The following is a 15,656-nucleotide window of genomic DNA, read 5'->3' as shown; positions in this document are numbered from 1 at the left end:
ATCGAGGCTAGTCAGCGTAGACCGGAAACTTCGCACAGAGCGCCGATACTTGCTTGCGCACACGTTCGACGACAGCGTCATCCTTGGGGTTGTCGATCAGGTCGCAGATCCAGGTGGCGAGATCCTTCACTTCGGCGGTCTTGAAGCCGCGCGTAGTCGCCGCCGGGGTGCCGATGCGAATGCCGCTGGTAATGAACGGCGATTGCGGATCGTTCGGCACCGCGTTTTTATTGACGGTGATATGCGCTGCGCCGAGGCGCGCTTCGGTGTCTTTGCCGGTAACGCCTTTGTTCACCAAGTCTAGTAAGAATAGGTGATTGTCGGTGCCGCCGGAGACGATCTTGAAGCCGCGTGAGGTGAATACCTCGGCCATGGCTTTGGCGTTGTCGATGACCTGTTGCTGATACGCCTTGAATTCCGGCTGCAGCGCTTCGAGGAATGCCACGGCCTTGGCGGCGATGACGTGCATCAGCGGGCCGCCTTGAATGCCGGGGAATACGATCGAGTTCAGCTTCTTCTCGATCTCCGGATTGGCGCGGCACAGAATGACGCCGCCGCGCGGACCGCGTAGCGTCTTGTGCGTGGTGGTGGTGACGACGTCGGCGATCGGTAACGGATTCGGATACAGGCCCGCAGCGATCAAGCCGGCAACGTGCGCCATGTCGACGAACAGGTAAGCACCGACGCTGTCGGCGATCTTACGGAAGCGTGGGAAGTCGAGCTTGCGCGAGTACGCCGAGAAGCCGGCGATGATCATCTTCGGCTTGTGTTCGAGAGCGAGCTCGGCCATGCGATCGTAGTCGATCTCGCCGGTCTTCTCGTTCAAGCCGTACTGCACGGCGTTGTAGATCTTGCCGGAGAAGTTGACCTTGGCGCCGTGGGTCAAGTGACCGCCGTGGGCCAAGCTCATGCCGAGGACGGTATCGCCCGGGTTGACCAGCGCCATGTACACCGCGGCGTTGGCTTGCGAACCGGAGTGCGGCTGGACGTTGGCGTAATCGGCGCCGAACAGTTTTTTGACGCGATCAATCGCGAGTTGCTCGGCAATATCGACAAACTCGCAGCCGCCGTAATAACGTTTACCCGGATAACCTTCGGCGTACTTGTTCGTCAGCACCGAACCTTGGGCTTCCAGCACGCGCTGGCTCACGTAATTTTCCGACGCGATTAGCTCGACGTGGTCTTCTTGACGTTGTTGCTCCTTCGCAATGGCGGCGGACAGCTCATTATCGAAGCCCTGAATACGATCGCGCTTTGAAAACATCAATTCCCCCATAGATTTAACCCTGCCGCGTGATTGCGCACAGAGTCTATATCATGAGGCATTCTACGGAGGGGGGTAAGTGGGTTTGTTACTCAGGCGACATAACGTTGCTTAAATTCGACTGAGTGGTCGTGGTCGGTCTGAAGATGGCGCAACGGCTTCAGTGGCGGCGAGCGCGTTATCGCCGTTGGCGCCGGCACGCAAGCGCTCACCGTGATGCACCACTTCAGCAACGGTATGAAAGGAACCGAAAACGACCACGCGATCTTCGGTCGGGTCGGCGATCTTACAGGCGTGTATGTACGCCGCGGCAGGATTTTCAAACGTCAGGATTTCCCCGACGATACCCTCGCTTTCTAGAATTTGCTTGAGGTCTGCGGCGGTGCTGCCGCGCGGTTCGCGTAGATCGGCGACTAGCCATTGATCGATCGGTTGGCGCACGGCCCGCACGACCCCACGGATGTCCTTGTCGTTGAGAATCGCGAACACGGCGATGGTGTGATGCGACGTACCGAGGGTGGTGAGGTTCTCGGCGAGTGCCGCTGCCGCATGCGGATTGTGCGCGACATCGAGAATCAAGGTCGGATGCCGTTGCAGTACCTGAAAACGACCGATCAGACCGGCAGAGAGTAACCCGCGCTGAATCGCCTGATCGCTGACGGCTAGCCGGTCGCGGATTTGATCGAGCGCGGCGATGGCGGCGCTGGCATTCGACAGTTGATAGGGGCCGTACAACGTCGGTAATGGCAGCACGCGCGATATGCCACCGGTACCGTTATAGGTCCAGCGCAACTCGTTGGCGTTGTAAGAGAACTCCCAGCCGACCTGGATGAAATGGGTACCCAAGTCGCGTGCGTACTGAAAGAGCGAAATCGGTACCCGCGGCTCGGCACAGACCGCCGGCTTACCGGTACGAAATATGCCGGCTTTTTCCAGGCCGATGGCTTCGCGGGTGTCTCCCAGCGTTTCCACGTGGTCGATTTCAATGCTGGTAATGATGGCGCAATCGCTATCGAAAGCGTTCACGGCGTCAAGCCGGCCGCCTAGGCCTACTTCGAGGATGGCAATGTCGACTCCGACTTGTTCGAACAACACCATCGCCGCCAGAGTGCCGAATTCGAAGTAGCTAAGCGGCGTCTCGCCGCGGGCTTGTTCGACGGCGGCGAATGCTTGGCACAAGGCCTCGTCGCTGGCTTCGCGCCGATCAAACCGGACGCGTTCGTTATAGCGGAGTAGATGCGGCGAGGTGTAGCAGCCGACGTGGTGGCCGTCGCTCGTCAGCATCGCTTCGAGAAACGCGCAGGTCGAGCCTTTACCGTTGGTGCCGCCGACGACGATGATCGGGAACTGGGGTGCGAGGCCAAGCGCTTGCTTGACCGTATTGACCCGCTCCAAACTGCACGGGACCGGCTTCGGGAGAAGCTGATCGATGTAGACTAACCAATCGTCGAGCGTTTGAGGTTGCATCCGATGACTCGCCATCCGTTGAATCAGAAGCAGAAACGACACTGATGCTGTCGTCTGGCACGGGTCCAAAGCGAGCCGCCAACCCTGCGCCGCGACTCATGTCCTAGAACCAAGTGCCCTCTGGTCCCACTGCCTCACGCTACCTATACTTACGGACTCCAATTTATAAAGTTGTTTTGGGTGGCAGTTTTTCCAATTCGCCGCCCCATTGCTTGATTGCGTCAGCCCCACCGGAAATCTTCCCCTAAAGCGAGGTGGGTTTAGGGTGGGCAAAGCTAGCGGAAGGGCATGACGTATTTCCAACATCGATCGTCGCAATTGGAGCCGTCTACACTTTGGTGCTGGCTAAACTTAGCGCCATTCCATATGGTGCGCGGCGGCGAGGGAGTTTTTCGCCAAATCTGCGTGAGTCCTTGGCCCGAGATCGTGGCCAAATCAAACAGAGGTAAATCAAGACGATGAAGACCCAGGCCCGGGTAGTAGTGATCGGCGGCGGCGTTGTTGGCGTCAGCACGCTGTACCATTTAGCGAAGAAAGGTTGGTCGGACGTCGTGCTCGTCGAGCGCAGCGAATTGACCGCCGGCTCTACCTGGCATGCTGCCGGATTGTTGCCGTTGTTCAACATGAGCTACACCGTCGGCCAGCTGCACAAGTACTCGGTCGACCTCTATAAGAAGCTTCACGAAGAAACCGGTCAGGACGTCAGTTTCCACGTCACCGGCAACCTGCGCCTCGCGACCAACCGCGCCCGCATGGACGAATACCTCAAATATTGCGGCACCGCCAACACCATCGGCGTTCCCTTTGAAGTCATCACTCCCGAAGACGTAAAGAAACTCTGGCCGCTGGTGAACCTCGGCGACGGCAAAGACACGAAGAAGATCGTCGGCGCGCTGTATCACCCGGATGACGGCCACATTGCTCCGGTCGATCTCACCATGGCGCTGCGCAAAGGCGCGCGTAACCGTGGTGCCGAAATCTACGAGCACACCAAAGTTATCGGCGTCGAGAAGACGGCGTCGGGCGAGTGGAAGGTCAAGACCGACAAGGGCGACATCGTTTGCGAACACGTCGTCTGCGCGACCGGCAATTACGCGCGCGAAACCGGCCGCATGTTCGGCGTCAACGTGCCGGCGATTCCGGTCGAACACCAGTACATCGTTTATAACGAATCCGAAGAGCTGAAGAAGTATCGCCAAGCTGGCGGCCATGAGCTGGCCGTGCTGCGTGAGTCCGACGCTTCGTATTACCTGCGTGAAGAGCGCATGGGCTGGATCCTTGGACCTTACGAGAAGGGCGCACCGGCGCGGTTCGCCGATGGCGTGCCGGATTGGTTCGGCAAGACCCTGTTCGACGGCGACCTCGATCGTCTGTTGCCGCACGTCGAAGCGGCGATGAAGCGCGTGCCGTGTTTGGAACACACCGGCATCAAGACCATCGTCAACGGCCCGATTTCCTACACCCCGGACGGCAGCCCCTTGATCGGACCGGCGTGGGGCGTGCGTAATCTCTGGCTCAACGAAGGCCACAGCTTCGGCGTCACCGCCGCCGGCGGTTCTGGCTGGCAGCTCGCCGAGTGGATCACCGAAGGTGAGCCGGGCATCGACATGCTCGCCACCGACCCGCGTCGTTTCGGCGCGTACGCCAGCAAGAAGTACGTCGTTGCCAAGAACGAAGAGACCTACCGTGAAGTGTTCACGGTTCACTATCCGGACGAAGAACGTCACGACGGTCGTCCGAACAAGACCAGCCCGATCTATCCGAAGTTGAAGGCGATGGGTGCGGTGTTCGGTCAACGCTTCGGTTGGGAACGCGCCAACTGGTTCGCGCCGAAGGGCGTCGAGGCGAAGGACGTTTGGAGCTTCCGTCGCAGCAATTACTTCGAGCACGTCGGCAACGAATGCCGCACGGTGCGCGAGAAGGTCGGCCTGCTCGATCTGTCGGCGTTCACCAAGCACGAAGTGACCGGCCCGGGCGCTGAAGCCTGGCTCGACAAGCTCGTCGCCAACAAGGTGCCGGCCAAGATCGGTCGTATGGCGTTGTCGCATGCGTTGAACAAGCGCGGCGGCATCATCTCTGAGTTCACCATCACCAAGATGGCGGAGAATTATTTCTACGTCGTCAGCGCCGCTGCCGCCGATCGTCACGACAACGACTTCCTCGTGAAGAACTTGCCGAGCGACGGTTCGGTACAGGTGCGCAACATCACCATGAGCCGCGGCGCGTTCATTCTCGCCGGACCGAAGTCGCGCGAAGTGTTGGCGAAGCTCACCGACACCAAGCTCGACAACGACAGCTTCCCGTGGTTGACGGCGCAGAACATCGAAGTCGGTTACGCCGCCGACGTCTACGCGCTGCGCGTGAACTTCATCGGCGAGCTCGGCTGGGAATTGCACTTCCCGATCGAGTACGCCAACTCGTTGTTCGACCTGCTGGTCGATGCCGGTAAAGAATTCGGCATGTGCATGTTCGGTCTGCGGGCGATGGAATCGATGCGTCTCGAGAAGTCCTACCGCATGTGGGGCTCGGACATGACCCGCGACTACACCCCGTTCGAAACCGGTCTCGACCGTTTCGTGCGCATGAAGAAGCCGGAATTCGCCGGCAAGGCCGCGCTCGAGAAGCAATTGAAAGACGGTGTGCCGCACCGTTTCATCACGCTCGAAGTGCACGGTGTGAAAGATGCGGATCCGCTCGGCAACGAGCCGTTGTTCGTCGACGGCAAGATGGTCGGTCGCGCCACCGCCGGTTACTACGGCCACGTGCTCGGCAAGAGCCTGGCGTTGGGCTACATCAAGCCGGAATTCGCCGAAGTCGGCACCCAGCTTGAGATCGAGATCCTCGGCGAGCGCAAGAAGGCCACGGTCGTAGTCGAGTCGCCGTACGATCCGGACAACGCGAAATTGCGAGCCTAGTTAGTAAGGTTTTCTCGGTACCGTTTTTAGTTATGATGCCCGCTGTAAACGAGGCTCCCGGGCGCGGTTCGTAACCGCGCCCGGTGTTTATGAGTTTTCAAAAAAAGTCGCCCTACGACTTTTTTATAGCGTCATGAAGAGTGGATAAGGCAAATGAAGATATTCGTTGCGGTAAAACGAGTCGTCGATTTCAACGTCAACATCCGGGTGAAAGCCAACGGCACCGGCGTCGAGACCGACAACGTCAAAATGTCGATGAACCCGTTCGACGAAATCGCCGTTGAAGAAGCGGTCAAGCTGCGTGAATCGGGCAAGGCGACCGAAATCGTCGCGGTGTCGATCGGGCCGGATAAGTCGCAAGACGTTATCCGTACCGCGCTCGCCATGGGCGCCGATCGCGGCATCCTGGTGAAGACCGACGGCGAGACTGAGCCGTTAGCGGTAGCCAAAGCGTTGAAGGCGTTAGTCGCCAAAGAAAATCCGCAAATCGTTTTCGTCGGCAAGCAGGCGATCGACGACGACTGCAATCAAACCGGTCAGATGTTGGCGGCGCTGCTCAACTGGTCGCAAGGCACTTTCGTTTCCAAGTTGGCGCTGACCGATGGCGCTGCGGAGATCACGCGCGAAGTCGACGGTGGCTTGGAGAAGCTGACGGTGAAATTGCCGGCGGTGCTGACAGTGGACCTGCGTTTGAACCAACCACGTTACGCCGGCTTGCCGGCGATCATGAAGGCGAAAAAGAAGCCGCTCGATATCGTTACGCCGGCCGATCTCGGCGTCGATGTGACGCCGCGCCTCAAGATCGTCAAGGTTACCGAACCGCCGAAACGTAAGGCCGGTGTGAAGCTTTCCTCGGTCGCCGAGTTGGCGACGAAGTTGAACGAACTGGTGAAGTAAACGATATGAACATTCTCGTTCTCGTTGAGCACGACAATAGCCAAGTAAAGCCCGGCACACTGAATGCCGTAACCGCTGCCAGCAAGATCGGCGGCGCCGTGCATGCGCTCGTGGCCGGTAACGGTTGTGCTGCCGCCGCAAAGAGCGCCGCCGGCATTGCCGGTGTTTCCAAAGTGTTGCTGGCCGAAGATGCGTCATTGGCCAATCAGCTGGCGGAAAATCTGGCGCCGTTTATCGTCGAGTTGGTGAAGCAGGGCGGTTACACCCACGTTCTGGCGCCGGCAACGTCGACCGCTAAGAACGTATTGCCGCGAGTCGCGGCGTTGCTCGATGTCATGCAGCTGTCCGACATTACGAATGTTATCGACGCCAACACGTTCGAGCGTCCGATCTATGCCGGCAACGCTATTGCGACCGTGCAATCGACCGATCCGGTCAAGATCGCCACCGTGCGCACGACGCAGTTCGCGCCAGCGGCGGCAACCGGCGGCAGTGCTACCGTCGAGTCGGTCACGGGTGGGCGCGATGCGGGCCTGTCAACGTTCCGCGGTCAAGAGTTGACCAAGAGCGAGCGGCCGGAGTTGACTAGCGCACGCGTCGTCGTGTCGGGTGGTCGTGCGCTCGGGTCGGCGGACAACTTCCAGATTTTGCACAAGCTGGCGGATAAACTGGGCGCGGCCGTCGGTGCTTCACGCGCTGCGGTCGATTCCGGTTATGCCCCGAACGATTATCAGGTCGGGCAGACCGGTAAAGTGGTCGCACCTGACGTCTATGTCGCCGTCGGTATTTCCGGCGCGATCCAGCACTTGGCGGGCATGAAGGACTCGAAGGTCATTATTGCCATTAACAAAGATCCAGAGGCGCCGATCTTCCAGGTGGCCGACTACGGTTTAGTGGCCGATCTGTTTGACGCCGTGCCGAAGTTGACGGACGAGATCAAGCGTTAAGGGCTTTCAATAACAGTCAGTATTAACGGGCACCCTTGGGTGCCCGTTTTCGTTAGTACGTCTTACCGGGTACATCCGCGACAAAGGGGCCGACCATAGTCGACCCCTTTTGTTTGTGCGTCTGGTTGGGCCACCGAGAATCGGAAGAAGCGAAGGGCTAGAAATGCCTAAATGCGTCCTCGTTATTGCGGCATTAGCGACGGTATTCTTTCCGCGATGGGAGAATTTACCGGCCTTGTAGATGGCTAGGATGTCGCAAATTTGTAAGTATTTGTCGTTGACGATAAATTCTGATGCTATAGTTATCTCTAATTTTCGCATGCGCGACATTTATAGGCATCGTATGCGACGCGCATATTTCAAAGGCTGTAGCAGGCGTTAATTGTCCTAACCTTAAGGACGGTTTTTTCGCTGGCGCAAAAGGGTAAGTCAAGGAGCAAGGGACTGGATCGTTTTGGGTAAGTGCGCTGCTTATGTAGAGACCGAGGGTAGCACCGATGGTTGAGTCGGTAAGTTCTTCGACGAAGTTTCGGTTTGGTTTTCTTGCTCTGCCAAACTATTCCATGATCGCCCTATCTTGCGCTATCGAGGCGCTGCGCATGACCAACCGCGTCGTTGGCCGAGACGCGTATAGCTGGGCGATTCTCAGTCTCGATGGTCAACACATTAGCGCGAGTAACGGGCTTTCGATGGGGCCAGTGCAACCGCTCGAGAGCGCTGGACCGTTAGATATCCTATTCGTTTGCGGCGGCGTCAACGTTCGCGATGCGGTCACGCCGACGTTATTGCGGGCGTTGCGACAAATGGCGCAGCAGCGCATGACGCTCGGCTCGCTCTGTACCGGCGGCTACGCCTTGGCCAAGGCCGGTCTGCTCGACAATTATCGAACGGCGATCCATTGGGAAAACATGTCGGCCTTGCGCGAAGAATTTCCGCGGGTCATTTTCACACCGCAGCTCTTTTCAATCGATCGCGACCGCTACACTTGTTCCGGCGGCGTCGCACCACTCGACATGATGTTGAATATCATCAATCGCCAATTCGGCAGCGATGTTGCACCGCGCATTTCCGAGCAATTTATTCTCGAGCGCATTCGTACCAATCGGGATCGGCAGCATATTCCGCTGCGTGCGCAGATCGGCGTGTGTCACCAGACGTTGCTGAAGTCGGCGGCAATGATGGAGGCGAACATCGAAGAGCCGTTGTCGCTGGATGAATTAGCGTCTGCGATCGGTGTCTCGCGACGCCAGCTTGAGCGCGTATTTAAACGGCATCTGAATTGCGTTCCGACCAAATATTATCTGGAACTGCGACTGCGCCGCTCGCGTGAGCTGTTATTGCAGACAGCCATGTCGGTAATGGACGTCGCAATCGCTTGTGGTTTCCGGTCGCCACCGCATTTTTCTAAGTGTTACCGCAGCCTTTTTGGCTACCCACCGAGCGTCGAGCGGCAGATGAATCGCTCGATGCAGATGTAGTCAAGGCTGCCAGCTAACCACACTTACGCGCGCTTAGCGGCGCGCGGTTTGCGGATCATCGATGAGCGTTTGGCGCCTGCTGTTGCACGCAGTTTCGAGCGGTCATGGCTTGGCGTAACACCAAAGCGAGCGCGATAAGCGCGCGAAAAATAAGAAGCCGATCCAAAGCCGCAGGCAACACCTACTTCAACCACGCTCATATCCGTCTGCTGTAACAGCTGGCGCGCGTGATCGAGTCGCAATCCCAAATAGAAGTTCGACGGTGTCGTATGCAGATGGATGCGAAACAGCCGCTCCAACTGGCGACAAGTGACGCCGATCGCATCGGCCAGCTCGTTGGATGACAGCGGCGCCTCGGTACGGCCCTCCATCATCGTAATAATCTGCGCAATCTTCTTGTTGTGAACATCGTAGCGCGCGGCGACTTGCATGCGTTGATGATCGGATTGATCGCGAATACGACCCTGGACGAATTGTTCCGACACTTGGATCGCTAGCTCACTGCCGTGCTTGCGCGAAATGAGATCGAGCATCATATCGATAGCAGCAGTGCCGCCGGCACAGGTGATGCGGCGCGCGGTGATCTCGAACAGTTCTTGGGTGACGGTGACGCTCGGGTAACGTTCGCGGAAAGGCGGAATCGCTTCCCAATGCAACGTGATCGGTTCGCGGTTTAGTAACCCGGCCTCGGCCAGTACAAAACAGCCGGTGTCGATGGCGCCGAGTGTGGTGCCGAATTTGTCGAGCCGCCGTAACCAAGCGGCGATCGGTGTCGTGTAGTAGTCGAGCGGATCGAAGCCGGCGACGACGAATACGCGGCTCGCCGACTTCACATCGCCGATCGATCGGTCGGCCATAATAGAAATACCGTCGCTGGCTGGCACTGCCTGCCCATCCGTGCTGACGATATGCCATTGATACAGCGGACCGCGAAAACGGTTGGCGACCCGCAGCGGTTCCAATGCGGAGGCGAAGCCCAGCATCGAAAATTTGGGCAATAACAGAAAATGAATCTGCTCAGGGGCAGTGTCTAGCAACGGGGTGCTCATAACGGACATTTATCTAATGATAGGTAAATCTGAGCAGCCGAGTAGGGTAGTCATGGTTGCGCCGTTCTCCCGCGAAACAACGGTTCTAGGTAGTGCGATATGCCTACCCTGCATATACCCATGCTTTATTGGAAATTCAATAGATTAGGTGCACTTTTAGATCCGTACTTCATATGAACGACGGCACGACCCATGGGGGTCGATATCGGTGTTGCCGACTTTAATTTTTTTTACTTGTTCTCGGCTCAGGCTGTCTTTGTCGAAGCTGTGTCGATCAACATTTATATACGAAAGCGAATCAAAGACCACATAAGCTGTCGCGATCCCTCACAATCGCGTCGCAAAGTGTCATAAGACCGATAGTGCGGCTCTGTAGGGTACGACACCGGTTTGCCCTAGAGTCTCTAACAACAACGAATGCCGTGTTTGCTTTTCCTCATTCCCACCCAGCTCTCCGAGAGCCGGAAATTCAGCATCACCCGCTCTATGGCGGTGAGGAAGGGATGAGGGGAATTTTTATCGGTTTTACCTGCATCGTTTGTTCGGACTCTTTGGTTCACGAGTTCGGGGTCGCATCGGCGCTTGAGCTACCAAGAAACGACGAGACACCGGCGGTAGTCATTACGGCGCGTTCCTATCCGGGCGCCGCACCCTACAACACCTCTCTAACAAAGGGCCTCTACTATGCGTGACTGGGAAGATCTCAAGGCAACTCTTATCGCTGGCAGCATCAGCCGACGCGATTTCCTGCGGCGGGCAACCGCCCTCGGTATCTCGTCGATGGTTGCCGGCGGTATGTTATCCAATGTAGCTCAAGCGGCTACGGCCACGCCGAAGAAGGGTGGAAACCTCATCCTCGGCCTGCACGGCGGCGGCGCCGGCGACAGTTTAGATCCAGCCTCTTACACCGCGACTTTTATGCAGGTGATGGGGCAACAGCTTATGAACACACTGCTCGAAGTTGATGTTACCGAGCCGAACACTCGTCCGTCGCTCCGTCCGGCGTTGGCCGAGAGCGTGGAAGGTAAGCCGGGTGCGAAAGAATGGGTGGTCAAACTGCGCAAGGGCGTTCAATTCCACAACGGCAAGACGATGACGCCGGCGGACGTGGTCTATTCGCTCAATCATCATCGCGGTGCCGATTCGAAGTCGGGCGCTAAGGCCTATCTGGCCACCGTGACCGACATCAAGGCCACCGGTCCGAACGAAGTCACTATTACGCTCGACAGCGGTAACGCCGATCTGCCGTACATCCTGTCGGATTTCCACCTGTTGATCACGCCGGAAGGCGCCGACTTCAGCAAAGCTATCGGCACCGGCCCGTACGTGTTGGAGAACTTCGAGCCGGGCGTACGTCTGACCGCGAAGAAATTCAAGGACCACTTCCGTGCCGACCGCGGCTTTGTCGAGTCGCTCGAAGCGCTCGCCATTAGCGACACGACGGCGCGCATCAACGCCTTGGTCAGCGGTTCGGCGCACATCATCAACCGCGTCGATCCGAAATTGGCCCAACAGTTGGCAAGCAACAAGAACACGCAGTTGTTCGAAGTTGCCGGCGGCGCGCACTACACATTGCCGATGCGCTGCGATACCGCGCCGTTCAATAACAAAGATGTGCGGTTGGCGCTCAAATATGCCATCGACCGCGAATCGATCCTTAAGCGCGTGTTGTTCGGTCACGGCAAGGTCGGCAACGACAATCCGGTGCCGGCGCATGATCCATTCTTCGCATCGGCCATCCCGCAACGTCCGTACGATCCGGAGAAGGCTAAGTTCCACATGAAGAAGTCGGGTTACAGCGGCCCAGTGGTGCTCAGCATCTCCGACGCTGCCTTTACCGGCGCCTTGGACACTGCCCAGATCTTCCAGGACAGCGCCAAGAAAGCGGGTATCGACCTGCAGCTCGACCGCGTACCGGCCGACGGTTATTGGGACAACATCTGGATGAAGAAGCCGTTCTCCGGTTCCTACTGGGAAGGCCGTGCGACCGCCGACCTTATGTTGTCGGTGGCCTACAAGTCCGATGCCGCCTGGAACGAATCGTTCTGGAAACGCGCTGACTTCGACAAGCTGCTGACGGCAGCGCGTGTTGAGCTCAACCAATCCAAGCGTAAGCAGATGTATCAAGATCTGCAGGCGATGGTGGTCGATGATGGCGGTGAGCTCATCCCGATGTTTAATAACACCATCGATGCTGGTTCGGCCAAGGTGAAGGGCTTTGTTCCGTCGCCGTCGTTCCAGATGTCGAGTGGACTTGCGCCGCAGAAGGTTTGGTTAGACGTCTAAGTTAGTTAGTACGTTTGCGCCGGCCCGTTAACGCGGGCCGGCGTTTGTTTTCTTCAGCTCCTTATCTTACGCGCGACAATCGTTGTCGCTCCCACCAAAGAAAAGTACCGCTGTTTCGCCAAGCGTCGGTGACTTCGTCGGTTTTCGTCCGGTAAAACGATATCGCGCTTGATCTATTTCGCGCGCGATGCTGACATAGCGCAGCGAGGTACACCCAGCACTGGAGAACAGAAGGATGTCTGCTCCTGAAGTTTTCGGATTCTTGCTGGCGCCCCGATTTTCCATGAGGGCTTTGATGTCGGCGACGGAACCGCTACGGGTTGCCAATCGTTTGTCGCAGCGGGAACTTTACCGCTGCCAGCTCATTTCGCGTGACGGCGCTCCCGTCACCGCGAGTAATCATATGACGTTAGCGTCCGATCATGCGATCGGACACCCGGCCATATATACCAAGATGGTGGTGTGCGCCGGCTTCGACCCGGAAGCGAATTACGATCGACGCACGGATCAGTGGCTGCGAAATCTAGCGCACGAGGGCGTCGCTCTCGGTGCCGTCGACACCGGTAGTTTTTTTTTGGCGTGGTCCGGTCTGCTCGATGGTTATCAGGCGACGACGCATTGGGAAGGCCTGGATAGCTTGCGCGAGCAGTTTCCCAAGATAAACGTGGCGCCCGGCGTGTTCGTCGTCGATCGTTCGCGGTTTACTTGCGCCGGCGGCACTGCCGCGATCGACATGATGTTGCATCTGATTCGCGCCGAGCACGGCCATCGTCTCGCCGCCGCCGTTGCCGAGCAGCTTATTCATTCACGTATCCGCGATCCCCAAGAACGGCAACGCATGGACCCGCATCTGCGCCAAGGCGTCGTTTGCTCGGGCCTCGCACGCGCGATCGAGCTGATGGAGAACTGTCTCGAAGAGCCGCTGGACATGGAGAGCTTGTGTCATGCCGCCGGTGTTTCGCGTCGACAACTGGAACGGATGTTTCATCGGCACTTCCGCGTGACACCACGACGTTACTATTTGGATTTACGGTTACAGCGCGCACGTTCGTTGCTGCAATACACCAACCGTTCCATCGTCGAGATCTCGGTCGCCTGCGGTTTCGGATCGGCGACGCATTTTTCGCGCTCGTATCATGACTGGGCCGGCAAGCCGCCGACCGCCGAGCGACTGCTGAGAGAGACCGAGATTACGCCGTCGCTGCGCTGACACGGGATATGCGTCCATTAGCGAACTGAACAACCGGCAAGTGATCGTGATAAAGCGAGTCACGTGTCTGCCGCCGTGAGTAACGCCAGGCAACGGCGTTACGTACTGACGCCGGAGCTCGCGGATTTCGTTGCGCGCACCGCTGCCTATAGTGCGAACGAGGACAACCTTGCTGCGCAGCGTGCCGCGTATCGCCGCATGTGTCGTGCATTCACGCCTGAGCGTCCGGCGGATCTAGTTGTTACTGACCTAAACCTCACTGATGAACGACGCATCGTGTCGGTGCGTCGTTATCTGCCATCAATGCCGGCACCGCGTGGCGGTTGGCCATGCGTGTTGTATTTGCATGGCGGCGGTTGGGTACTCGGTGATTTGGACACGCACGATTTTATGACTGCCGCGCTGGCGCACACGTTGCAGGCTGCTGTGATCGCCGTCGATTACCGTTTGGCGCCGGAACATCCGTTTCCCGCAGCATTCGATGACAGTTTGACCGCATGGCGTGCGTTACAAACGAATAGTGCGGAGTTGGGTATCGACGGCCGCCGTGTCGCGGTGGTCGGTGATAGCGCCGGCGGTAATCTTGCTGCTGCCTTGTGTTTAGCAGTGCGCGAGACCGGTGGGTTGACACCGTGTGGCCAGGCGCTGATTTACCCAGTGCTCGTCGGCGAACCGACGCTTCCTGCACGTTGCGAACATGTCGATGCGCCAATGCTTAGTGCGCGCGATATGGCTAACTTCATCGATCTTTATTTACCTGATGCTGACTGTCGCCGCGACCCGCGTGCTATGCCGTTGGCGGCCGATCGCTTCGACCGATTGCCGCCGGCGTTCGTGGCCGTGGCCGAATTCGATCTGTTATGCGATGACGGTGTTGAGTATGTACGTTGTTTACGTGAGGCAGGGGTGTCTAGCGAGCTATATTTCGGGGCTGGGTTAGTGCACGGGTGCATGCGCGCTCGCTATTTCGTCCCCGCGGTAGACCAGCTGTACGATGCGTTAGTTGCCGCTCTAAATCGCTTCTTCGCTGCTATACCTTAAAGTTTATTGCCTCAGGCCCGTGATAGGGGAATTAACCGCAGGTCGTACCAGGTAAATCACTTGTCGTTACAGGTCGTCCGGTAGGGAAGAACTACGGATATACAAGGAGATGTGATATCCGAGTTCTAACTTTCCCTGGGTTCGCGTCAAAAAAACCGTTTTGTTGAAGGACATTAACCATGAATCATGAAGTTATCGTCACGTGTGCAGTTACCGGAGCGGGTGACACCGTCGGTAGACATCCGGCCATTCCCATCACCCCGAAGCAGATCGCTGACGCCGCTATCGAGGCCGCCAAGGCCGGCGCCACCGTGGTGCACTGCCATGTGCGTAACCCGGAAAACGGCAAGCCTAGCCGCGATGTGAACCTCTATCGCGAAGTGGTCGACCGCATTCGTTCGTCCGGCGTCGATATGATCCTGAACCTGACTGCTGGCATGGGCGGCGATCTCGAAATCGGTAAAGGCGAAGAGCCAATGAACTTCGGCAAGGGCACCGACCTCGTCGGCGGCCTGACCCGCTTGGTGCACGTCGAAGCACTGCTACCGGATATCTGTACGCTCGATTGTGGCACGCTCAACTTCGGTGACGGCGATTACATCTACGTATCGACTCCGGCGCAATTGCGTGCCGGCGCCAAGAAGATCCAAGAGCTCGGTGTGAAGCCGGAGCTCGAAGTGTTCGACACCGGCCACCTGTGGTTCGCCAAGCAGTTGCTCAAAGAAGGCCTGCTCGATTCGAACCCGCTGTTCCAAATCTGCCTCGGCATTCCCTGGGGCGCACCGGCCGACACGACAACGATGAAAGCGTTCGTCGACAATATGCCGGAAGGCGCGACCTGGGCCGGCTTCGGTATCGGCCGCATGCAGATGCCGATGGTGGCGCAAGCGATTCTCCTCGGCGGCAACGTTCGCGTCGGTCTCGAAGACAATCTCTTCCTCGACAAAGGCGTGTACGCCAGCAACGGTTCGTTGACCGAGCGTGCTTGCGAGATCATCACCCGCCTCGGTGCCAAGCCGCTGACGCCGGAAGAAGGCCGCAAGAAGCTCAACCTCAAGAAGCGCACGAAGTAAGAGAATTTCTAAATTCGAAATGTAGGGTG

At 57.9% G+C, this 15,656-nt stretch carries 11 protein-coding genes; 8 read left to right on the top strand and 3 right to left on the bottom strand.

What is annotated here, in order from left to right; all coding sequences use genetic code 11:
• Nucleotides 1-7 precede the first annotated feature (7 nt).
• Together HY308_13630 and folC are read right to left on the bottom strand one after the other, a co-directional pair.
• Nucleotides 8-1,264 carry a serine hydroxymethyltransferase gene (locus HY308_13630; protein MBI3899320.1) on the bottom strand — a complete coding sequence of 419 codons (1,257 nt, stop codon included), beginning with the start codon at nucleotides 1,262-1,264 and terminating at the stop codon, nucleotides 8-10.
• A 111-nt stretch (nucleotides 1,265-1,375) separates the two neighbouring features.
• Entirely contained in the window at nucleotides 1,376-2,731 is a 1,356-nt protein-coding gene (folC, locus tag HY308_13625) for a bifunctional tetrahydrofolate synthase/dihydrofolate synthase (GenBank protein ID MBI3899319.1), read from the bottom strand.
• Between the two features lie 458 nt (nucleotides 2,732-3,189).
• On the opposite strand from folC, the gene HY308_13620 reads away from it, so the two are divergent.
• From HY308_13620 to HY308_13605, 4 genes are all read left to right on the top strand, one after another.
• A complete protein-coding gene (locus HY308_13620) occupies nucleotides 3,190-5,646 on the top strand; it encodes an FAD-dependent oxidoreductase (GenBank protein MBI3899318.1) in 2,457 nt (818 codons plus the stop codon).
• Nucleotides 5,647-5,799: 153 nt separating this feature from the next.
• The gene (locus HY308_13615; GenBank protein ID MBI3899317.1) at nucleotides 5,800-6,543 is read left to right on the top strand and encodes an electron transfer flavoprotein subunit beta/FixA family protein; all 744 of its coding nucleotides are present in this window, start codon (nucleotides 5,800-5,802) and stop codon (nucleotides 6,541-6,543) included.
• Between the two features lie 5 nt (nucleotides 6,544-6,548).
• The gene (locus HY308_13610) at nucleotides 6,549-7,490 is read left to right on the top strand and encodes an electron transfer flavoprotein subunit alpha/FixB family protein (GenBank protein MBI3899316.1); all 942 of its coding nucleotides are present in this window, start codon (nucleotides 6,549-6,551) and stop codon (nucleotides 7,488-7,490) included.
• Between the two features lie 497 nt (nucleotides 7,491-7,987).
• Nucleotides 7,988-8,968, top strand: coding sequence for a GlxA family transcriptional regulator (locus HY308_13605; GenBank protein MBI3899315.1), 981 nt, complete (start codon nucleotides 7,988-7,990; stop codon nucleotides 8,966-8,968).
• Nucleotides 8,969-8,991: 23 nt separating this feature from the next.
• On the opposite strand, the gene HY308_13600 is transcribed toward HY308_13605, so the two are convergent.
• Entirely contained in the window at nucleotides 8,992-10,017 is a 1,026-nt protein-coding gene (locus HY308_13600; GenBank protein ID MBI3899314.1) for a GlxA family transcriptional regulator, read from the bottom strand.
• A 684-nt stretch (nucleotides 10,018-10,701) separates the two neighbouring features.
• On the opposite strand from HY308_13600, the gene HY308_13595 reads away from it, so the two are divergent.
• The 4 genes from HY308_13595 (at nucleotide 10,702) to HY308_13580 (ending at nucleotide 15,627) form a co-directional block, all read left to right on the top strand.
• The gene (locus HY308_13595; GenBank protein ID MBI3899313.1) at nucleotides 10,702-12,303 is read left to right on the top strand and encodes an ABC transporter substrate-binding protein; all 1,602 of its coding nucleotides are present in this window, start codon (nucleotides 10,702-10,704) and stop codon (nucleotides 12,301-12,303) included.
• Between the two features lie 235 nt (nucleotides 12,304-12,538).
• Nucleotides 12,539-13,513, top strand: coding sequence for a GlxA family transcriptional regulator (locus HY308_13590; GenBank protein ID MBI3899312.1), 975 nt, complete (start codon nucleotides 12,539-12,541; stop codon nucleotides 13,511-13,513).
• 75 nt (nucleotides 13,514-13,588) lie between these two features.
• On the top strand, nucleotides 13,589-14,554 hold the full coding sequence (locus tag HY308_13585; GenBank protein MBI3899311.1) for an alpha/beta hydrolase: 966 nt from the start codon (nucleotides 13,589-13,591) through the stop codon (nucleotides 14,552-14,554).
• A gap of 179 nt (nucleotides 14,555-14,733) precedes the next feature.
• Nucleotides 14,734-15,627 (top strand): 3-keto-5-aminohexanoate cleavage protein, encoded by an 894-nt coding sequence (locus tag HY308_13580; protein MBI3899310.1) that lies wholly within the window; start codon nucleotides 14,734-14,736, stop codon nucleotides 15,625-15,627.
• Nucleotides 15,628-15,656 lie beyond the last annotated feature (29 nt).

It is taken from the genome of Gammaproteobacteria bacterium, assembly GCA_016199745.1.
Lineage (GTDB): Bacteria > Pseudomonadota > Gammaproteobacteria > Acidiferrobacterales > Sulfurifustaceae > JACQFZ01.
The sequence above is the reverse complement of the archived record's forward strand: the minus strand, read 5'-3'. Positions and strand labels throughout refer to the sequence as shown.

What these genes read in the sequence shown, in the direction of transcription:
- HY308_13600 (MBI3899314.1), bottom strand. Translation starts at nt 10,017, where the DNA reads ATGAGCACCCCGTTGCTAGACACTGCCCCTGAGCAGATTCATTTTCTG.
- HY308_13580 (MBI3899310.1), top strand. Translation starts at nt 14,734, where the DNA reads ATGAATCATGAAGTTATCGTCACGTGTGCAGTTACCGGAGCGGGTGAC.
- HY308_13630 (MBI3899320.1), bottom strand. Translation starts at nt 1,264, where the DNA reads ATGTTTTCAAAGCGCGATCGTATTCAGGGCTTCGATAATGAGCTGTCC.
- HY308_13605 (MBI3899315.1), top strand. Translation starts at nt 7,988, where the DNA reads ATGGTTGAGTCGGTAAGTTCTTCGACGAAGTTTCGGTTTGGTTTTCTT.
- HY308_13595 (MBI3899313.1), top strand. Translation starts at nt 10,702, where the DNA reads ATGCGTGACTGGGAAGATCTCAAGGCAACTCTTATCGCTGGCAGCATC.
- HY308_13620 (MBI3899318.1), top strand. Translation starts at nt 3,190, where the DNA reads ATGAAGACCCAGGCCCGGGTAGTAGTGATCGGCGGCGGCGTTGTTGGC.
- HY308_13610 (MBI3899316.1), top strand. Translation starts at nt 6,549, where the DNA reads ATGAACATTCTCGTTCTCGTTGAGCACGACAATAGCCAAGTAAAGCCC.
- HY308_13590 (MBI3899312.1), top strand. Translation starts at nt 12,539, where the DNA reads ATGTCTGCTCCTGAAGTTTTCGGATTCTTGCTGGCGCCCCGATTTTCC.
- folC (MBI3899319.1), bottom strand. Translation starts at nt 2,731, where the DNA reads ATGCAACCTCAAACGCTCGACGATTGGTTAGTCTACATCGATCAGCTT.
- HY308_13615 (MBI3899317.1), top strand. Translation starts at nt 5,800, where the DNA reads ATGAAGATATTCGTTGCGGTAAAACGAGTCGTCGATTTCAACGTCAAC.